The sequence below is a fragment of the Methylobacterium sp. SD274 genome, assembly GCF_017355285.1.
Classification (GTDB): Bacteria; Pseudomonadota; Alphaproteobacteria; order Rhizobiales; family Beijerinckiaceae; genus Methylobacterium.
In genome coordinates this window covers 37,364-57,215 of the sequence record NZ_JADIJP010000021.1, presented here as the reverse complement: position 1 = coordinate 57,215, position 19,852 = coordinate 37,364, and the positions used below count along the sequence as shown (strand labels likewise).

The following is a 19,852-nucleotide window of genomic DNA, read 5'->3' as shown; positions in this document are numbered from 1 at the left end:
GTTTCTTTTGAGGTCCGCGTGGCGGCATCCCCCGACCCGGGGCCGCTCGAACCACGCAAGGCGGCATGGACGCGACCTCCGGCACTCCGAGCGATTTTCCCGGCCTTCCGGGTCTTCCCGAGCCCGTACCGGCGGCCACGCCCTACCGGGTGCTGGCGCGCAAATACCGCCCCCAGAATTTCGATGATCTGATCGGCCAGGGCGCGATGGTCCGCACATTGGCCAACGCGTTCGCGGCCAATCGCATTCCACAAGCCTGGATGCTGACCGGTGTGCGCGGCGTCGGCAAGACGACGACCGCCCGCATCCTCGCCCGTGGCCTGAACTACCTGCGCGACGGGCATCCCGATACCGGCCCCACCATCGCCATGCCGGAGCTCGGCCGCCATTGTCAGGCGATCATGGAATCACGGCACATGGACGTGCTGGAGATGGATGCCGCCTCGCATACCGGTATCGACGACGTACGCGGCATCATCGACGGCATCCGGTATTCGCCGGTCTCCGCCCGCTACAAGGTCTACATCGTCGACGAAGTGCACATGCTCTCGGAGAAGGCGTTCAACGCCTTTCTGAAGACACTGGAAGAGCCGCCGCCCCACGCCAAATTCGTCTTCGCCACCACCGAGATCCGCAAGGTGCCGGTGACGATCCTGTCGCGCTGCCAGCGTTTCGACCTTCGTCGGGTCGAGGCCGACACCATGGTCTCCCATCTGGCCAAGATCTGCGCGGCCGAATCCGTCGAGGCCGAGCCGGAAGCCCTGGCGGCGATCACACGCGCCGCCGAAGGTTCGGTGCGTGACGCGCTCTCGCTCCTCGACCAGGCCATCGCCCATGGCGCCGGCCTGGTCACCGGGGCGAGCGTGCGCGACATGCTCGGCCTCGCCGACAGGGGGCGGATCGTCGACCTGTTCGAGGCGGTGATGCGCGGCGACGTACCGACTTCTTTCGCCGAGATCCGCAGCCAGTACGAAGCGGGCGCGGATCCCGCCGTCGTCCTGTCGGACCTGGCGAGCTTCACACATCTCGTCACTCGGCTGAAGCTCGTCCCCGATGCGGCGGCGGCCGACCCGACCTTGAGCGCCGACGAGCGCGGTCGCGGAGGTGAGTTCGCGGCCAAACTGTCCATCCGCGCCCTGTCCCGCGCATGGCAGATCCTGCTGAAGGCGATTCCCGAGGTCCAGACCGCCGCGAGACCGCTCGCCGCCGCCGAAATGGCTCTCGTCCGCCTGGCCTATGCCGCCGACCTGCCGACGCCGGACGAGGCCCTGCGACAGTTGAAATCGGATGCGTTCGCTGCAACCCCGATGACATCGACGGGAGCTACACTGCCGAGTGCATCCGCGCCGAGCGGAGTGTCATCTGCGCATGCCGGAGCAGCGCACTCGGCCATATCGGGCCCGCCGCCGGGGGCTGCGCAGTCATTGGCCGCACAATCGATGGCCTCGCCATCGATCGACTTGCCATCAATCGACTTGCCATCGATCGACTTGCCCCCGCCGCGTCCCGCGCTGACCCTCGCGGCGAGCGGCGGCGCGCGTGTGAATCTCGTCCCGGCCCCCGCCCCGGAAGCAGCGCCCCGCGAGGCTGGTCCGCGCCTGACCTGTTTCGAGGATATCGTCGCCCTCGCCGACGAGCGCCGCGACATCGGTCTCAAGATGGCGCTGGAACGGGAAGCGCATCTCGTACGGTTCGAGGAAGGACGGATCGAGTTCCGCCTGGCGGAGGGGGGCCGGCAGAGCCTGCCCAACGATCTTGCCCGTTCGCTGGATGCCTGGACCGGCCGACGCTGGATCGTGGCGCTGTCGAAGGAGGAGGGAGAGCCTACCCTTGCCTACAAGGCACGCGCCGCGCTGGAATCGCGCCATGAGAACGCGGCGGCGCACCCTCTGGTGAAGGAAGTGCTCGCGCGCTTCCCCGGCGCTCAGATCATCGACGTGCGGGACAAGGCCCCCCCGGTGGAAGCGGCTGCCAGCACGGACCTCACGCCGGTCGACCCCGAAAGCACCGGAGATCCGGACGACGAGGCATAGCGCTTCGCCGCTGCCGACCCCAGATGCCGTCCTGTAATCGTCTCACTTCGTTTTGAAAGCTCAGCCATGCGCGACCTCATGGGAATCATGAAGCAGGCCCAGGCCATGCAGGAGAAGATGGCGACCCTGCAGCGCGAGCTCGATACCGTCGAGGTCAGCGGCGCGTCCGGCGGAGGCGCGGTCGCCGTGACGATGACCGCCAAGGGCCTCGTAAAGGGCGTCACCCTCGATCCTGGGCTGATGAACCCCGACGAACGTGAGATCCTGGAAGATCTGATCGTGGCCGCGGTCAATGACGCGCGCGGGAAAGCCGAGCACGTGGCGGCCGAACGTATGGCCGAACTGACCAAGGGATTGCCGATCCCGCCGGGGCTGAACCTGTTCTAGGTCTTCGGCCGGTTCTTCCTCGTAGGGGCCGATCCCGGCACGAGCCGGGATCGGATGATGATCTGTCTCAGGCCGCGATGACCTGAACCGGCTCGGCGGCGCGCACGTCGGCGTCCACATGGGCCTCGAAGCGCTTGAAGTTCTCCCGGAACATCGACACGAGGCGCGTCGCCGTCTCGGCGAAAGCCGTCTTGTTGCCCCAGGTCTTCACGGGCTGGAGAATGTGCGGCTCGACCCCCTGAACGAAAGCCGGAACCGCGAAGCCGAAATACGGATCGCGACGGAACTCGGTCTTCGACAGCGACCCGTCCAGGGCGGCACCGAGCAGCCGACGCGTGACGCGGATCGGCATGCGCCGTCCGGTGCCGACACCTCCGCCGGTCCAGCCGGTATTCACCAGCCAGCAATCCACATCGTGATGGGCGATGAGATCACGCAACAGGTTGCCGTAGACGCTCGGGTGCCGGGGCATGAAAGGTGCGCCGAAACAGGTCGAGAACGTCGCCTCGGGCGCCGTCAGGCCGCGTTCCGTTCCGGCCACCTTGGCGGTGTAGCCGGAGAGGAAGTGGTACATCGCCTCCGCGCCCGAGAGCTTGGCGATGGGTGGCATCACCCCGAACGCGTCGCAGGTGAGCATCACGATGTTCTTCGGGTGAGCGGCCCTGCCCGTGGCGCTGGCATTGGCGATGAAGTCGAGCGGGTAGGCGCAGCGGGTATTCTCGGTGAGCGACGCATCGTCGAAATCGGGGCGACGCGAGAGCGGGTCGATCACCACGTTCTCCATCACCGTGCCGAAACGCTCGGTCGTGGCGTAGATCTCGGGCTCGGCGTTGCGGGAGAGACGGATGGTCTTCGCGTAGCAGCCACCCTCGAAATTGAAGATGCCGTCCTTGCTCCAGCCATGCTCGTCGTCGCCGAGGAGCTGCCGCGAGGAATCGTTGGAGAGCGTGGTCTTGCCGGTGCCCGAGAGGCCGAAGAACAGGGCTGACTCGCCCTCGGCATCCAGCGCCGCATTGGCCGAGCAATGCATCGGCATCACGCCCGCGCCGGGCAGAACGTAGTTCAGATAGGTGAAGACCGACTTCTTCATCTCGCCGGCATAAGCACTGCCGCCGATGAGAACGATCTTCCGGGTGAAGTCGATGGCGATGACGGTCTTCGAGCGGCAGCCGTGACGGTGCGGTTCGGCTTGGAAGCTCGGAAGATCAATGATCGTCAGACCGGGGACGTAATCCGCAAGGGCCGAACGCTCAGGCCGGATCAGCAGGTTGCGGATGAAGAGCGAGTGCCAGGCGAGTTCGGTGAAGACCCGCGCCTGGACACGGTGGGCCGGATCGGCGCCGCCATAGAGGTCCTGGGCGAAGAGTTCGCGCCCTTCGGCATGGCTGAGGAAATCCTGGTACAGCGTCTCGAATTGCTCGGGCGTAATCGCGCCGTTGTTCTCCCACCAGATTTCGTTCTCGGTGTTGGCGTCACGGACGATGAACCTGTCCTTCGGCGAACGACCGGTATGGCTGCCAGTGGTCGCCACGAGGGCGCCGCCATGGGCGAGCTGCGATTCACCACGGCTCAGGGATTCCTCGTAGAGCCGCGGGGGTTCCAGGTTCCAATGAACCGCCTTCAGATTGCGCAGACCGATTTTTTCGGGTCCATGGCTGGCGTTGAAATCGCCGAAATGTGTCACGTCCGCTACTCCTCGAACACCTGATCGCTTTGAGGTCTGGCTTGGCCGGAATCTCCCATTCGTCTTCCGGACGGTCCGATGGAGCGTCCACGCGGTCGTTCAGGTCCGCCGCGCACAGGTTCACCACTCGATCGAATAGACCTGCTTATTCTCCGGCGGCCACCGGTCAATTGAGACGGCAACGGTTTAAAAGACGAACGAACGGATCTGTCAGAGAAACAAAGGGGTATCCGGAGCGGCGTCGGAACGCATGCGGCGGCGGCGATTCCCGACTACAAGACGACGAGATCCGACCCCATTTAACGAACACGGCCGCGGCCGTCTGACGGAACACGTATGGCCCAAGCCGTTGCCGGCCCCGAAATCGAACGCCTGATCCAGCTCCTCGCGCGAATGCCGGGGCTCGGCCCGCGCTCGGCCCGGCGCGCGGCGCTGCATCTCATCAAGAAGCGAGAAGCTCTGCTCGCTCCGCTGGCGGAGGCGATGCAGGTGGCCTCCGAGCGCATCGTCGTGTGCCAGGAATGTGGCAACGTCGATACAAGCGACCCATGCACCATCTGCCGGGACGCGTCGCGCGATCCCTCCATCCTGGTGGTGGTCGAGGATGTCTCCGACCTCTGGGCCTTGGAGCGGTCGGGCGCGGTGACGGCGCGCTATCACGTCCTCGGCGGCGTGCTCTCCGCCCTCGATGGTGTTCGGCCGGAGCATCTCAACCTCGCGAGCCTCGTGGACCGGGCCGGGAACGGCGATGTCCGGGAGATCATCCTGGCTCTGAACGCCACGGTCGATGGCCAGACCACCGCGCATTACGTCACCGAATCCCTGGCGCATCACGGGCTGAAAGTGACCCGCCTCGCCCATGGCGTGCCGGTGGGGGGAGAGCTCGATTATCTCGACGAAGGGACACTCTCGGCGGCCATCCGAAGCCGGACGGCGTTCTGAGCCGCATCGTTATCCCGGCCGATTTGACCGGCCATCCGCCAAACCTTATCTGCGGGTCCGGCACGGCGGACCCGGGAGACAGGGAGCCGGGCCCTTTTCATCGACAGATCCGGCCGCGCCATGACCATCCGCCCCCTCGTCATCCTGCCAGACGCCCGCCTGCGTCAGGTGTCGACCCCCGTCGGTACCATCGACGATGAGGTCCGCACCCTCGCCGCCGACATGCTGGAGACGATGTACGATGCCCCGGGCGTCGGCCTCGCCGCCATCCAGGTCGGCGTGACCAAGCGTGTAGTCACGATCGACACGTCGAAGGACGAGAACGCGCGCCAGCCGCAGGTCTTCATCGACCCGGAGATCGTCTGGGCTTCGGAGGAGAAGCGCGTCTATGACGAGGGCTGCCTGTCGATCCCCGAATATTACGGCGAGGTCGAGCGGCCCGACCGGGTGCGCGTACGCTTTCGCGATCTTTCCGGCGAAACCCGCGAGATCGAGGCGGACGGGCTTCTGGCCACCTGCATCCAGCACGAGATCGATCACCTCGACGGCGTACTCTTCATCGATCACCTGTCGAAGTTGAAGCGCGACCGGGTCATCAAGAAATTCGTCAAGGCGGCCAAGCGCGGCGAGGACGTCTGATCTCATCCTTCAACAGAGAGCGCGTGCGATGAAGCTCGTCTTCATGGGGACGCCCGATTTCGCCGTGGCGACCCTAGCGCGCCTGGCGGAAGACGGTCACGACATCGCCGCGGTCTATACCCGCGCCCCGGCGCGGTCCGGGCGCGGCATGGCGTTGCGTCCGTCCCCCGTCCATGCGCTAGCGGACAGGCTCGGCCTGCCGGTTCATACCCCCACGACGCTGAAGACGCCGGATGCGCTCACGCTGTTCCGATCGCACGGATGCGATGTCGCCGTGGTCGTCGCCTACGGGATGCTGTTGCCTCAGGCGATCCTCGACGTGCCGCGCCACGGGTGCCTGAACCTCCACGCCTCCCTGCTGCCCCGTTGGCGCGGGGCGGCACCGATCCAACGCGCGGTCATGGCGGGGGATACGGAGAGCGGTGTCGGCATCATGCGCATGGAGGCGGGCCTCGATACCGGCCCCGTGGCCCTGGAAGAACGGGTCGCCATCACCCCCGGCATGAGTGCGGGAGACCTGCACGATGCGCTGATGCCCATTGGCGCGGCGCTCATGAGCCGGGCCCTCGGCCAGCTGGAACACGAGCCCCTCCCCCTCACGCCCCAATCCGAGGAGGGTCTCGTCTACGCGCACAAGATCACCAATGACGAGGCGCGCATCGACTGGTCGAAGCCGGCGGGTGAGGTGGCGAACCATATCAACGGGCTGTCGCCCTTCCCCGGAGCCTTCTTCGAGGCCGATCTCGGCAAGGGGCCGGAACGGGTTAAGGTGCTGCGCGCCGTGCCAAAGGAGGGACAGGGCACGCCCGGCACTCTGCTCGATGCGGCCGGAACCATCGCCTGCGGCGAGGGCGCCGTGCAGCTCACAGAATTGCGCCGGGCCGGCAAGGGCGGCATCGTCACGGGTGCGGAATTCGTGCGCGGTGCGCATCTCGCGCCGGGAACGCGCTTCCCGTGAAGTCAGAGACCAGGGGCCGTCGCTGATGCCCCGCTACAAACTCGTCATCGAGTATGACGGCGCTCCGTTCTGCGGATGGCAGCGGCAGGCCGAAGACATCACCGTCCAGGGCGCCATTGAGGACGCCGTCAAACGCTTCACAGGGGAGGACCTGCGCCTGACCTGCGCCGGTCGGACGGATGCCGGCGTCCACGCCATCCATCAGGTGGCCCATCTGGACCTCATCAAGGACTGGCGCACGGATACGGTGCGCGACGCCCTGAACGCCCATCTCCGCCCGCTACCGGTCGCCATCGTCAGCGCCGAGCGGGTCGGGCCCGGTTTCGATGCGCGCCACTCAGCCATTCGACGGCATTACCGCTACCGCATCTTCAACCGGCGCAGCCCGCCTGCCCTGACGCGCGACCATGTTTGGCACGTTCCATGGCCGCTCGATGCCGAGGTGATGCACAGGGCCGCGCAAGGTCTCCTCGGTCGCCACGACTTCACCGCCTTTCGCGCCGCCGAGTGTCAAGCGAACAGCCCGATCCGCACCCTCGAACAGCTCGATGTGGCCACGGTGACGATGGGCCTGTTCGAGGAGATCGTGATCTCGACCTCGGCGCGCTCGTTCCTGCACCATCAGGTCCGCGCCATGGTCGGAACACTGATGATGGCCGGCTGCGGACGATTCGGTATCGCCCAGGTCGCCGACATCCTGGCGAGCCGCGACCGCGCCCGCTGCGGCCCGATGGCGCCCGCCAAGGGACTGACCTTCGTGGGGGTGGATTACGGACCGAACCGGGAATCTACTGAGTAAGCAATTTCAGATTGTATTTCGCCAGCGAAAAGGCATCTTCAGGCAACCTCGACGATTTTCGACATCGTGAGGCCTGGAGCCTTCGCCCGTGGAAACGCCATTCCAGATCATCCTCGTTCTCGCGACTGTCTTCGCGGTCGTCTCACCGCTGATCTTCGTCGCCATACGAGAGGCGATCAAACTTCAGAGGCAGGAGATCATCACGGATCTTGCAACGGTCTTCGATAGATCGGATCAGCCGGGGCCGATGCTGATCCCCTCCTTCGAATTCGTGAAATACAAGTATTTCGTCGGGGCCAAGCGCAGCAGCGACCCGACCGCAGGATTCGGTGGCGATGATCGAACGAATGCCATGGCGCGGGAGGCGCATCGCAAACGCGAGGATTTCTCGAAGGTCTCCTGGCTCATCGGCTGCGCTCCCTTCAGCGCATTCGCGGGGATCGGCATGTTCTACGGATTGTCGCTGCTCCTCTGGATGTTCGCCGGACAACCGACGACACCGTCCGGTTTCAGCTGGCCGGGCGTGACGTATCCGACGCCGGGTAGCCTGGGGCTGGTCTGGCTCCTGGGAATCTGCGCGGCCTTCGCCGGAAGCTACGTTACGGCGTTGCGCAGTTTCTACCGCGCGATCAAGAACTTCGACATGAGCCCCGGGACGATCGTCGGCGAGAGCATCAGGATGCTGGTCAGCATCGCGCTCGGGCCGATCCTCGTCATTTCCATCCTCTGGATCGGGACGGACGTGGTCTCCGCACTGCTGAAAGCAGATTCCTTCGCGACTGCGCCGGCCACCATCGCTGCAGTGGTCGTCGCCTGTTTCATCGCCGGGATCATGCCAGATGTCGTCATGCGGAGCATCGTGCAAAGAGACCAGCTGAAGAACTTCAAACGCGAGGAAGAGGACGTCTTCCGAGCGTTCAAGATCACACCCGTAGAGATCATCGACGGGATCGACAGCAACATCCGCGTCAGGCTCGACGATCACCACATCCACTCGACACAGAACCTAGCGACCGCCAATCCGCTGATGCTGTTCGTAGAGACACCGTTCGGCGTCTACCAGATCATGGATTGGGTGGCGCAGGCGCAACTCTGCTGTTCGGTCGGCCGAGAGAGGGTCATCCGGCTTTGGCCCCTAGGCGTGCGGACCTTGTTCGACCTCGAACGTCTCGCGGCTTCCACCGACGGCACACACGAAAACCTGCTTCTGGAAGTCGGGCGCATCATCCTCGGTGACAGCCTCGTTCCGCTCAGTGTCAAGGATCCCAAGGCTGCGGCCGCGCTGACGAGAGCCAGTATCGAGCTGCGCCTGGACGACCCGCATGTTCACCGCCTTCGGCAGATCTACATCGCCGTCGGGGAAAGATTGGGCCCGCGCAATCGCCGCTTCACCTTGCACCGGCATCGCCTCCAATGCCGGTATCGCATTCGCGATAGCTGGGTTCGACGGTCGATCATGCATAAGGCGTCGTGATGCCCATCAGGCCTTGGCTGGGTTCGCTGTTTCCCCGAAGTAAGCCGCCAGCACCCGCCCATAGATCGCGGTCAGCCGATCCAGATCGGCGATAGCCACGCATTCGTCGGTCTGGTGCATGGTCTCACCCACGAGGCCGAACTCGATGACCGGACAGGCATCCTTGATGAAACGGGCATCCGATGTGCCCCCGGTGGTGGACAGGATGGGGCGCAGCCCGGTCTCGGTCTCGATCGCCTCGACCACGAGGTCCGTGAACGCGTCCGGCGCGGTGAGGAAGGCCGGGGAGTTCGAGGGCTGAAGGTCCAGGGTGAACCGGTCGGTGTTGCCGGCGGCCGCCTCCAGCCGCCGTTGGATCTCGGCACCCAGGGTTTCCGCCGCCCAACCCTCGTTGAAGCGAATGTTGAACGTCGCGCGGGCATCGGCCGGGATGACATTGGTGGCCGGATTGCCGACATCGATGGTGGTGAATTCGAGGTTCGACGCATCGAAATGCGCGGTGCCGCCATCGAGTGGCTCGGCGAGAAGGGCAGAGGCGAGGCGCAGCAGGCCGGGGATGGGGTTCTCGGCCTTGTGGGGGTAGGCCACGTGGCCCTGGCGGCCATGGACGACGAGCTTGCCGGTGAGAGACCCGCGCCGACCGATCTTGATCATCTCGCCGAGGCGCGCCGGGTTGGTAGGCTCACCCAGAAGGCAATGGTCGAATCGCTCGCCCCGCCCCTTCACCCATTCGAGGAGCTTCACCGTGCCGTTGATGGCTGGCCCCTCCTCGTCGCCTGTGATGAGGAACCCGATGGAGCCGTTGAACGCCCCTCCTCGCTCGGCGACGAAAGCAAGCGCTGCCGAGAGCATACAGGCGATACCGCCCTTCATATCGACCGCGCCGCGGCCGTAGAGCATGCCGTCCGCTACCGCGCCGTCGAACGGCCCGTGCCGCCACGCTTCGACGGAGCCGGGCGGGACGACGTCGGTATGGCCCGCGAAAAGGAGATAGGGACTGCCTGTCCCGATCCGCGCGTAGAGATTGTCGATATCGGGCGTTCCCGGCTCCGAGAAGCGTGGGCGCTCGACGGTGAAACCTGCCTTCTCCAGGACGCCACCGAGCCATTGCAGGGCACCGCCTTCCTCTGGCGTCACCGACGGGCAGCGGATGAGGGCCTGGGCGAGGGCCAGCGGCGAGTGATCGGCGATAACGGGAGAGGACACGGGCATCGTCTCGTCGAGATGGGACATTCCACCGTCGCGAATAAGCGGCACGGCATCGGGACGCAAATACCGTCCCGATGGCCTTTCGGCGCTTCGCCGCAAGGGCTATCTCACCGGGATGGCCTTCTCCAGCGACGAAGTCGAACGCTACGCCCGCCACCTCGTCCTGCGTGAGGTCGGAGGACCGGGACAAGCGCGTTTGCAGGCGGCGCGGGTGCTCGTCATCGGCGCCGGCGGGCTCGGCGCTCCGCTGATCCAGTATCTGGCAGCGGCCGGCATCGGCACGATCGGCATCGTCGACGACGACACGGTCTCGCTCTCCAATCTGCAGCGGCAGGTCATTCACGGCACGCCCGATATCGGCCGTCCGAAGATCGCCAGCGCCGCCGATGCCGTGGCGCGTCTCAACCCGCATGTGCGGATCGAACCGCATCTCATGCGGATCGACGTCGACAATGCCGTCGCGTTGATCGGCCGATACGATATCGTCGCCGATGGGTCGGACAATTTCGCGACCCGCTATGCCGTCTCCGATGCCTGTTTCCACGCCAAGCGTCCGCTCGTCACGGCCGCCCTCGGGCAGTTCGACGGCACACTGACGACGATCCGCGCCCATGAGACTGGACCGGACGGCCGCCCGAATCCAACCTATCGCTGCCTGTTCCCGAACCCGCCTCCCCCTGGCAGCGTGCCCGCCTGCGCCGAGGCCGGTGTGCTCGGCGCTCTGGCCGGGGTGATGGGATCTCTGATGGCGATGGAAGTGATCCGCGCGGTTGCGGATTTCGGCGAGCCGCTGGTGGGACGGCTGCTCATGGTCGATGCCCGATCCATGCGGTTCGAGACGCTCGGCTATGGTTGGGACGAAGGCAATTCGTTGAACGGATCGGCGGTTTAAGGACCGGAAAGTCGCTTTCGCGGCCCATTGTCCACCGAATACGGTACCGCGCATCCGGCAAGCGGGGCTGCTTTCGTGCCCCTGAACCCACGTCGTGAGCGTTCCGTGAGATTCCGGAATTCAGGATTTAGAGGGCTTCTCCGGATCGGGCGTGACGCCGTTCCAATGCGGCCCGACGAGATTGCTGTGCCCCGCCGGGTCGGAAACCCGCGTGCCGGAGGTCGTGAAGGCCTGGTAGGCGAAGCGCTGCTGCTGGTTGAGAAGCATGGCGGCCAGCGTGCCGAGGGCGACGGCGACGACGAGGGCGATGATGAAAGCTTTCATGGACGTTGTCCGATCCTCGACATGCCGGCTCCGGTCGCCGAACGCCTGTATTAGTCCGTCAGGTTACTCGGCAGGCACCTGATGGCGCCCTAGCTGGGGGCCGCTGGCGTTCTTGGCCTGCTCTTCCTCGACCCAGAGGTCGTGGTGGACCTTGGCCCAGCCGAGATCGACTTTGCCGCTGCCCATCGCGTCGTAGGCGCCCTCCATTCCGAGGGTACCGATGTAGATATGGGCGAGGATGCCGGCGATGAAGGCGATGCCGATGAGGGCGTGGATCACCTGCATCAGCTGCATTCCGGTGATGTCGGTGAGGGCGAAGGGAAAGATCATCATCAGGCCGGTGACGCTCATGGCCGTGCCGAAGCCGATCACCATCCAGAACACCATCTTCTGGCCTGCGTTGAAACGGCCAGCGCTGGGATGCTTGTTGCCGATGAAGCCGCCGAAGGCCTTGATCCAGGCAATGTCGATCTTGTTCGGGATGTTGTCCTTCAGCCAGAGCACCAGCATCAGCGCGACGCCGATCATGAACGGCCACGCGAGGTAGATGTGGCTGAACTTCGCGTATTGCGCCACCACGCCGAACGCATCCGCACCGATGAGCGGCATCAACAGGCGCTTGCCGAAGATGTAGTTCAGGCCGGACAGGGCCAGGATGATGAAGCAGCTCGACGTCATCCAGTGCGCGAACCGCTCGAACCCGTTGAAGCGCAGGATCTTGCGGCCCGTATCGGGACCGGGCTCCATCAGAATACGGCCCCGGAAGAAGTAGAACAGGCCGAGAAGCGCGACGGCGCCAAGGACGGCGAGCGCGCTGAGCCAGGGCAGCCACCGTTCCCGGAAATCACGGTAGTCGCGGCCGGCGGGCTGGATCAGGTGCGCCGCCTTGCCGTCGGGGATGCTGATGCGGCCGGTGATCTTCGGGTCCTGCTTGAACAGGAAATCCTCGTTGACGGATTCAGCCGTCGGGTTCTGCCCGGTCGGGTTCAGTCCGTCGCGCGTCTGCTGCGCGAAGGAGGTCGACGAGGCGCCGACAGCCGCCGTGAGGATGGTCGCTGCGACCAGCGTCCTGAAAGTCGTCAGTGTCCGCCGCATCGGCGTTTCCTTCCTGAAGTCTCGACCCCGGCAGTCCAATCCGTCGCCTAGATGGCGACGGTTTCGCGATAGGCGGTCTTCCAGCCCCAGGCGCCGGAGCCGTAGCCGCGCTTGATCACGCGCTGCTTGTAGATCTGGGCGATCATCTCACCGTCACCCGCCAGCAACGCCTTGGTCGAGCACATCTCGGCGCAGAGCGGCAGCTTGCCCTCGGCAAGACGGTTCGAACCGTATTTCTCGTACTCGATGGTGGAGAGATCGGATTCGGGACCGCCGGCGCAGTAGGTGCACTTGTCCATCTTGCCGCGCGAACCGAAGTTGCCGACCTTCGGATATTGCGGCGCGCCGAACGGACAGGCGTAGAAGCAGTATCCGCAGCCGATGCAGATGTCCTTCGAATGCAGCACCACCGCGTCGGCCGTGGTGTAGAAGCAATTCACCGGGCAGACCGCCGCGCAGGGCGCGTCGGTGCAGTGCATGCAGGCCATGGAGACCGAGCGCTCGCCGGGCTTGCCGTCATTGAGCGTGACGACACGCCGGCGGTTGATGCCCCACGGCACCTCGTGCTCGTTCTTGCAGGCGGTGACGCAGGCGTTGCACTCGATGCAGCGGTCCGCGTCGCAGAGGAATTTCATGCGAGCCATGGCGATTATCCCTCAAACGGCCCGGATCTGACACAGGGTGCACTTCGTCTCCTGCATGCCCGTCACAGGATCGAAGCCATAGGTCGTCGTGTTGTTGGAGCTCTCGCCCAGCACCACGGGGTCGGTGCCGTGCGGATAGAATTTCCGCATGTCGTCGCCCTGGTACCAGCCGGAGAAGTGGAACGGCATGAAGGCGACGCCCTTGCCGACCCGGTCCGTCACCAGCGCCTTGACCTTGGCCTTGGCGTTGTTCTCGGGGCCGGAGACCCAGACGAACTGACCGTCCTTGATGCCGCGATCGGTGGCATCGCCGGTGTTGATCTCGACGAACATGTCCTGCTGCAACTCGGCGAGCCACGGGTTCGAGCGCGTCTCCTCGCCGCCGCCCTCGTATTCCACGAGACGGCCGGAGGTGAGGATGATCGGGAAGTCCTTGGCGATGCCGCGATCGACCGCCGCCTTCTGCACCGAGAAGCCGATATTCGGCATGCGCAGCTGACGTTCGTCGGGGCGAGTCGGGTACTGGGCCACGAGATCGGGACGCGGGGTATAGATGGGCTCGCGGTGCACCGGCACGGGGTCGGGCAGGTTCCAGGCATTCGCCCGGGCCTTGCCGTTGCCGTAGGGCGTGACGCCGTGGTCGAGGCAGACGCGCTGGATACCGCCCGACAGGTCGGTCGCCCAGCTCACCGTATCGATGTTGGCCCCACCGATCTTGGTGATGGTCGCCATTTCCTCGGCGGTCAGGTCCTTGTCCCAGCCGAGCTTCTTGAACACCGCCATGGTGAATTCGGGGTAGCCGTCGGTGAGCTCGGAGCCCTTGGCAAAGGAATCCTCCGCCAGCAGGGTCACGCCGTTACGCTCGGTGCCGAAGCGGGCCCGGAACGTTCCGCCACCGTCCTTGATGTGGAGGTTGGTGTTGTAGAGGATATGCGTTCCCGGATGGCGGAGCTCCGGCTTGCCCCAGCACGGCCAGGGCAGGCCGTAATAGTCGCCGCCCACTTCAGGGTCGTCCTTGGGCGCCCGCAGCGTCACCAGATCGAACTTGGCCTGGTTGCGCATATGCGCCTTCAGGCGTTCCGGGCTCTGGCCGCAATAGCCCGTCGACCAGCCGCCGCGGTTGATCTCCCGCAGGATATCCTCCGCGTCCGGCACCGCGTCCACGACCTTGATGTTCTTGAACATCTTGTCGGCGAAGCCGAGCTTCGCCGCCAAGCGATAGATGACCTCGTAATCGTTCTTCGATTCGAAGGCGGGTTTCACGATCTGCTCGCCCCATTGGAGCGAGCGGTTCGAGGCCGTGCGGCTGCCATCCATCTCCAGCGAGGTGCAGATCGGCAGGAGGTAGGTGTTGTCGCGCCGCGCATCGAGGGCGGCGAAGGTAGTGGGATGCGGATCCGCCACTACGAGGAGGTCGAGCTTGGTCAGGCCTTTCACCGCCTCCGGCAGGCGGGTGACGGTGTTGCCGCCATGGCCGAACACCATCATCGCCTTGATGCCGGTGCGCTGGTCCACCTGTTCTTCGGGCAGATTCACGCCGTCGAACCACCTCGTGGAGGTGATGCCGGGTAATTCCATGCTCTCCTTGCGCGTACGGGCCTTCCGGCCGCCCTTGGCCGGCACCTCGTCGAATCGCGACTGGAGCCAGTCGTATTCCACGTCCCAGACGCGCGCCCAGTGCTTCCAGGCCCCTTCGACGAGACCGTAATAGAGCGGCAGCGACGTCACATCGAGGCCCAAATCGGTGGCCCCCTGTACGTTGGTGTGGCCGCGGAAGATGTTCGCGCCCGTGCCTGGCTTGCCGACATTGCCCGTGGCGAGACACAGGATGCAGAGCGCACGGACGTTGGCGGTGCCCACCGTGTGCTGGGTTGCGCCCATGCACCAGATCAAGGTGGCGGGCTTCTCCTTGGCGAACTTCTCGGCCACGCGGCGCAGCTGCTCGCCGGGCACCCCGGAAACACGCTCGACCTCCGCGGGATTCCACTTGGCGACTTCCTTGCGGACGTCGTCCATGGCGTAGACGCGCTGGCTGATGAACTCCTTGTCCTCCCAGCCATTCTGGAACACGTGCCAGAGGATGCCCCAGACCACCGGGATGTCGGTGCCGGAACGGATGCGGACATATTCCGTGGCGTGGGCGGCCGTGCGGGTGAAGCGCGGATCGATGACGATCATGTTCGCGCGGTTGATCTCCTTGCCGGACAGCAGGTGCTGAAGGGAGACCGGATGCGCTTCGGCGGGGTTTCCGCCGAGAATGATCATCGTCTTGGCGTTGCGGATGTCGTTGTAGGAATTGGTCTGAGCGCCGTAGCCCCAGGTATTGGCAACGCCTGCCACCGTGGTCGAATGGCAGATCCGCGCCTGGTGATCGACCGAGTTGGTACCCCAGAAGGCGCCGAACTTACGCAGGACGTAGGCGGCCTCGTTGGTGAATTTGGCGGAGCCGAGCCAGTAGACGGAATCGGGGCCGTATTTGTCCCGCAGGCCGGTGATCTTGTCGCCGATCTCATCGATGGCCTGATCCCAGGAGATGCGGGTCCACTGCCCGTCGACCATCTTCATCGGATATTTCAGGCGGCGGTCGCTGGAGACGAGCTCGCGGATCGCCGCGCCCTTGGCGCAATGGGTACCCCGGTTGATCGGGCTGCTGAAGGAGGGCTCCTGGCCGACCCAGACGCCGTTCACGACCTCCGCCGTCACCGTGCAACCCACCGAGCAATGGGTGCAGATGTTCTTCTTGATCGTCACCTCGGGGCCGATCGCGGAGGCGCCCGCCGCCTGGGCCTTGCGGACCGAGCCGAGCTGGATCGAGCCGGCGGCCGCGAGCCCTCCGGCGACGAGGCCGGAATTGCGCAGGAAGGCGCGACGGTCGAGGGCCTTCGGCGTCTCGCCGATGGTGACGGCCTGATGGAAGGTGCGGCCCGGGCCGCCTGTCTTGCGCTTGATCAGCATGGCGCCCTCAATTCTTCTTCAGGGTCTCGTAGCCGTTGGTGCGGTAGAACGCCTTGACGTGGTCGGACTCGCGGTAGCGGGCCTTCGTCTCATCCGCGCCGGGGTCGTAAGCCTGCGCGGGCGTCGCAATCATCGGCTGGGCCGTGATCACGGCAGCGGCCGCCACCGATCCGCCGCCGAGGGCGCGGAAGAAATGGCGCCGTCCCATCTCGTCCTTTCGATCGTCCCGCATGCTCGTCACTCCTGAATGCGACCGATGTTTCAATGATTCCCGCCTCACGCGTCGAGCGCGTAAGCCCGGGTCTCGATGTCGATGAACGTCCGGCCGAGGTCGCCCACGGCACGGTAGAAAGACGAACGGGTATTGGCCGCCACATCGTCGAACAAACGCCCGGCCCAGGGCTTTAGATGCCGCTCGAAGAAGACGCGGTCCTCGCCGGCTCCCGTCTCGAAACGGCCCGAGACGAGACCCGCCATGGTCTCGAGCAGCATCGCCACATGGTCTTCCGGCTCGCTCATGCCGCCCGAGGCTTCGATGCCGAGCCGGGCCAGATCCTGGCGGATGCGCGCCAGCGGGCGCTCGTTGAGAAAGCCGGTCAGGTAGTAGGAAGCGTGCGGCACGACTTCGCCGCGTCCGACGCCGACGAAGAGACCGAAATACTCGCGCCCGACCTTGGCCAGATCCGCACCGGCCGCTTCGCGAGCGAGGGCGGAGCTCGCCTTGCCCAGGGGAGTCTCATCGCCACCCGAGCCGGCAAGAAGCGACAGGATATCATCGGACGGGACTCGGCCGGTTAGGGCCGCGAGGAGATCGTAGAGATGAGCGCGCAGAAAATCGACGTCGTCGACGACCGGCTGCGTCATGCCGGGCGCGCCGGAAGCGAGTTTCGCTTCGTCTTCGCGCAACAACTCAACCGAACGCATACCATCCTCAAACCGCGACCCGATCGCGGGCGAAGTGAATTCACTTCGTCCACAATACCGCGGAATGGGACGTGCGCAACGTAGTTTTTAATTGCTCAAAGTGGGATGGCGCTGCCATGTCGTCGCGGCCTCGGCGTAGCCGTATCCACGGGGGCAGAACGTGGCGGCGACAAGGCCAAGCTTGGCTCGTCAACCTGCACGACAGTGAGACCCGGTTCTTCACTGCCCCGATCCGTCTCTTCGGTTTTCACCGGTTCGGATTCCTCCGCCAGCTCCTCCGCTTCGATCAGCGTGGCCTCTTCGCTTTCCTGCTCAGGATCGACGTTCAAGTCGGGCGTCCCGTCGAAGATGTCCCGCAGCATGGCCTTGATGTCGTCTGTGGGCAGAAGCGGGCCGTTTCCCGGCACACCGCCCACCGCATTCCAGTCATAGGCGTATTCCCGCGCCTCGCTGACATAGTCGCGGATGTTGGTGTCGAGGGACCACATCCGGCGCAAAGCCGCCTTGCGCATCACCATCGGAACGCCAGCCCGAAGGAACTGGGTCAGGTCGGTCTGTGCCGTCAGGCTGTCCAGGGAGGGCAACTTGGCGAGTTCCTCGGGCGACAGGGTCTCACCCTCGGAGAGTTCTCCCGCGAGAGGCGCCGCCTCGCTCTCGACCGCTTCGCCCGCGACCGCCTCGCTTCCAACCGGCACGGTCGCGGGCGGGTTCTCGCGGACGACAGCCCGCTTGCGCTTCGACCAGCGGGAAAAGAAATCGCCGCCGCTCATCCCTCGTCCCCCCGTCTGCGCGTACCGGTCCCCTGTCGCGCCAGGGCCTCGGGATCGGCACGGTCGCGCTTACGCTTGTGGAACACCTGTTCGACGTGGAAGGCCTCGAAGAAAGCCAGGACCTTGGCCTGCACCTCCAGCGGCATCGGCACCGCCTCGACCACCTCGCCGATACCCTCGGCCATGGATTCGCCCTCATAGGGATCGGCCGTCACATTGGCGACTTCGTAGCTGCCCTCCGCGATCTGCCGCAGGGCGACCCAGAGCGAGGGCCGGCCCGAGATCAGGTTGTCGCGGTAATGCGACGTCTCGGCGGGGTGGAGCGAGACCTCGTAGGCGCCGGCATAGAAGGTTTCCTCCTCCGGCGTTGACGACAGCACGGTCCAGGGCGAGGCGGCCGGGATCGCCGGAAGGGCCGCGACCGGTAGCCAGGCATGGCTTGTCCAACGGCTCTTCAAGGCCCGTTTGACGACAATGATCCCGACGTCGAAACGGTCATCGGGCGGCGTCGGTAGAGGGGTCGGATTCTCTTCGGTCATGCGGCCTCCGCGCCGTCGGCGAGCGGCAATCCAGCCATGAGGTTCTGAGGTTTGAGAAAAAGGCGCTTGTCGGGGTCCATGGCCATCAGGAGATAGACCGGCCGGCCCGCCGCGCGCGGGTCGATCCGCCGGTCGTCGGCGAAGGTGAGGCGAAACAGGGCCAGGATGCGCATGCGGCTCGCTTCGTCCAGGGTCTCGCCGTTCCAGAGGGCGTTGCCGATTCGGGTCGCTTGAGCGTCGAGCCCGACGAACCAGCGCCAGTCCGGATCGTCCATGGAGGCGATCGGCTCCACTTTCGCCTCCACATGCAGAAGGTGTCGTACCCAGGCCTCGATGGCGCGCGCCAGACCGTCGCGGCTCTTCGGGTTGCTCCCGAGGTTGAGCGCCATGGTGAACGCGTCGGAGCGGCTCCAATAGGTCCAAGCCGTCTCGTCCGTGAGCACGTCGAGCTCATTCGCCGGCTCCTTGCCCAGCATGGCGACGAGGGGCGACTGCGCGGCCCCGATCTCCCGCGCCTCGATCACCTCGGCATCGGCCAGGAACGCCGCACCATCGACGAAGGAGACGCGCTGCGGCCGGAAGAAGAGTTCGCCGGCGCGGAGCGTGTAGGGGTCATCGCAGCCATCGAGGGCATTACGCAGGATGAGATGCGCCAATTGATTGAGGAAGATCGGCGGCGTGCCGTTCAGCCCCCTGCGAACGAGGTCGAGATAGGCCGCCTCCACCGACTGCGCGGCCATCAATCGGTCGCGGAAGGCGAGCATCATGGTCCAGTTCTCGCGCGCATCGGCATCCGCCATCGCGGCGATCTCACCGGGGGAGACCGGCCGGCGCGGCGCCGTCACGAGGCTGCGGTGGAGCGCCCGCTCCGCCATGCAGGCTTCGTCGGGCGGCACGAGCTCGGGCCGTGCGAGATAGGCGAGGATCAACTCGTCGGTGACGGCAAGGCCGCCCCCTTCCGTGCGCCCGGCGAGGTGGTGTCCGCTGGAGACCCAGAACTCGGTCATCGTCCGTCATTCCCGGAAACAGGTGCGTTGGCCATGCCGATGAGGTCCGCCCGTTCCTCGGGTTCGTCATCGGTCTCCTCGAAGGTGAAGGCCCTGGCATGGGCATGCAACTTGTCCGCCCCGGCGACGCCCGGACCACGCTGATGCAGCGTGCGGAACGCTTCGCGGATCGCACCGTCCTCGAAGGTCCGATGCAGCGCGATCACGCTTCCCACCGCCGGCTGACACAGGGTGGCGGCGAAGGCGATCTCCTCGTCGGCCGCGATGCGGGCCACATCGAGGGTAGGCGCGCCGAGGCGCTCGCAAAGGTGATGCGCCAGCTGCTCGACCGCTTTGTCCCGCTCGGCCATCGTCGCCTCGCTGACCACTGCCAGGGTCGAGAAGCCGAGGGAGGTCACCCCAAGGAACCCGGAGCGAAACGCCGTACGGTCCTTACCTTCGAGAAGCGGAACGTCGGCATCCCAGAACAGGAACGAGCCCGTGACGGCCCATTCGCCGGGCTCGGCCGCCTTCGCGAAGACGAAGGTATCGGACGGATCGAGGCGGATCGTCCGGGGAAGTTTGAGACTGCTCATCG

The 19,852-nt window shown here is 65.4% G+C and carries 20 protein-coding genes; 8 read left to right on the top strand and 12 right to left on the bottom strand.

Features of this window, described 5'->3' with window-relative positions:
* Positions 1–65: 65 nt before the first annotated feature.
* Entirely contained in the window at positions 66–2,033 is a 1,968-nt protein-coding gene (locus IPV08_RS17440; protein WP_207412802.1) for a DNA polymerase III subunit gamma/tau, read from the top strand.
* A gap of 66 nt (positions 2,034–2,099) precedes the next feature.
* On the top strand, positions 2,100–2,420 hold the full coding sequence (locus IPV08_RS17435) for a YbaB/EbfC family nucleoid-associated protein (protein ID WP_207412801.1): 321 nt from the start codon (positions 2,100–2,102) through the stop codon (positions 2,418–2,420).
* A 67-nt stretch (positions 2,421–2,487) separates the two neighbouring features.
* Here IPV08_RS17435 and IPV08_RS17430 read toward each other — a convergent pair whose 3' ends face one another.
* On the bottom strand, positions 2,488–4,104 hold the full coding sequence (locus tag IPV08_RS17430) for a phosphoenolpyruvate carboxykinase (RefSeq protein ID WP_207412800.1): 1,617 nt from the start codon (positions 4,102–4,104) through the stop codon (positions 2,488–2,490).
* A 336-nt stretch (positions 4,105–4,440) separates the two neighbouring features.
* Here IPV08_RS17430 and recR point away from each other — a divergent pair, with 336 nt between their 5' ends.
* The 5 genes from recR (at position 4,441) to IPV08_RS17405 (ending at position 8,916) form a co-directional block, all read left to right on the top strand.
* Positions 4,441–5,046 carry a recombination mediator RecR gene (gene recR, locus IPV08_RS17425; RefSeq protein ID WP_056430987.1) on the top strand — a complete coding sequence of 202 codons (606 nt, stop codon included), beginning with the start codon at positions 4,441–4,443 and terminating at the stop codon, positions 5,044–5,046.
* 120 nt (positions 5,047–5,166) lie between these two features.
* On the top strand, positions 5,167–5,685 hold the full coding sequence (locus IPV08_RS17420; protein WP_207412799.1) for a peptide deformylase: 519 nt from the start codon (positions 5,167–5,169) through the stop codon (positions 5,683–5,685).
* 28 nt (positions 5,686–5,713) lie between these two features.
* Positions 5,714–6,643, top strand: a complete 930-nt coding sequence (gene fmt, locus IPV08_RS17415; protein WP_207412798.1) for a methionyl-tRNA formyltransferase — start codon at positions 5,714–5,716, stop codon at positions 6,641–6,643.
* A 25-nt stretch (positions 6,644–6,668) separates the two neighbouring features.
* The gene (gene truA, locus IPV08_RS17410; protein WP_207412797.1) at positions 6,669–7,442 is read left to right on the top strand and encodes a tRNA pseudouridine(38-40) synthase TruA; all 774 of its coding nucleotides are present in this window, start codon (positions 6,669–6,671) and stop codon (positions 7,440–7,442) included.
* 88 nt (positions 7,443–7,530) lie between these two features.
* Entirely contained in the window at positions 7,531–8,916 is a 1,386-nt protein-coding gene (locus IPV08_RS17405; protein WP_207412796.1) for a hypothetical protein, read from the top strand.
* Positions 8,917–8,922: 6 nt separating this feature from the next.
* On the opposite strand, the gene dapE is transcribed toward IPV08_RS17405, so the two are convergent.
* Positions 8,923–10,128: a succinyl-diaminopimelate desuccinylase gene (gene dapE, locus IPV08_RS17400; protein ID WP_246748013.1), complete on the bottom strand. Its 1,206-nt coding sequence runs from the start codon at positions 10,126–10,128 to the stop codon at positions 8,923–8,925.
* Positions 10,129–10,240: 112 nt separating this feature from the next.
* On the opposite strand from dapE, the gene moeB reads away from it, so the two are divergent.
* Positions 10,241–11,017 carry a molybdopterin-synthase adenylyltransferase MoeB gene (gene moeB, locus IPV08_RS17395; protein ID WP_207412794.1) on the top strand — a complete coding sequence of 259 codons (777 nt, stop codon included), beginning with the start codon at positions 10,241–10,243 and terminating at the stop codon, positions 11,015–11,017.
* Positions 11,018–11,137: 120 nt separating this feature from the next.
* Here the strand turns inward: moeB and IPV08_RS17390 are convergent, their stop codons facing one another.
* From IPV08_RS17390 to IPV08_RS17345, 10 genes are all read right to left on the bottom strand, one after another.
* Positions 11,138–11,341 carry a hypothetical protein gene (locus tag IPV08_RS17390; protein WP_207412793.1) on the bottom strand — a complete coding sequence of 68 codons (204 nt, stop codon included), beginning with the start codon at positions 11,339–11,341 and terminating at the stop codon, positions 11,138–11,140.
* A gap of 63 nt (positions 11,342–11,404) precedes the next feature.
* On the bottom strand, positions 11,405–12,436 hold the full coding sequence (locus tag IPV08_RS17385; protein ID WP_207412792.1) for a formate dehydrogenase subunit gamma: 1,032 nt from the start codon (positions 12,434–12,436) through the stop codon (positions 11,405–11,407).
* Between the two features lie 47 nt (positions 12,437–12,483).
* Complete coding sequence (gene fdh3B, locus IPV08_RS17380) at positions 12,484–13,080, bottom strand: formate dehydrogenase FDH3 subunit beta (RefSeq protein WP_056431009.1); 597 nt, start codon at positions 13,078–13,080, stop codon at positions 12,484–12,486.
* A gap of 12 nt (positions 13,081–13,092) precedes the next feature.
* On the bottom strand, positions 13,093–16,035 hold the full coding sequence (locus tag IPV08_RS17375) for a formate dehydrogenase subunit alpha (protein WP_207412791.1): 2,943 nt from the start codon (positions 16,033–16,035) through the stop codon (positions 13,093–13,095).
* A gap of 7 nt (positions 16,036–16,042) precedes the next feature.
* Positions 16,043–16,267 carry a formate dehydrogenase gene (locus tag IPV08_RS17370; RefSeq protein WP_207412790.1) on the bottom strand — a complete coding sequence of 75 codons (225 nt, stop codon included), beginning with the start codon at positions 16,265–16,267 and terminating at the stop codon, positions 16,043–16,045.
* A gap of 44 nt (positions 16,268–16,311) precedes the next feature.
* The gene (locus tag IPV08_RS17365) at positions 16,312–16,959 is read right to left on the bottom strand and encodes a molecular chaperone TorD family protein (RefSeq protein ID WP_207412789.1); all 648 of its coding nucleotides are present in this window, start codon (positions 16,957–16,959) and stop codon (positions 16,312–16,314) included.
* A 95-nt stretch (positions 16,960–17,054) separates the two neighbouring features.
* Entirely contained in the window at positions 17,055–17,729 is a 675-nt protein-coding gene (locus IPV08_RS17360) for a DUF3306 domain-containing protein (RefSeq protein WP_207412788.1), read from the bottom strand.
* The gene (locus IPV08_RS17355) at positions 17,726–18,268 is read right to left on the bottom strand and encodes a DUF3305 domain-containing protein (protein ID WP_207412787.1); all 543 of its coding nucleotides are present in this window, start codon (positions 18,266–18,268) and stop codon (positions 17,726–17,728) included. Before IPV08_RS17355 ends, IPV08_RS17360 begins: the two co-directional genes overlap by 4 nt.
* Positions 18,265–19,275, bottom strand: coding sequence for a DUF6352 family protein (locus IPV08_RS17350; protein ID WP_207412786.1), 1,011 nt, complete (start codon positions 19,273–19,275; stop codon positions 18,265–18,267). Before IPV08_RS17350 ends, IPV08_RS17355 begins: the two co-directional genes overlap by 4 nt.
* Entirely contained in the window at positions 19,272–19,850 is a 579-nt protein-coding gene (locus tag IPV08_RS17345; protein ID WP_056431027.1) for a DUF6505 family protein, read from the bottom strand. The genes IPV08_RS17350 and IPV08_RS17345 overlap by 4 nt, the downstream gene beginning before the upstream one ends.
* Between the last annotated feature and the right edge of the window lie 2 nt (positions 19,851–19,852).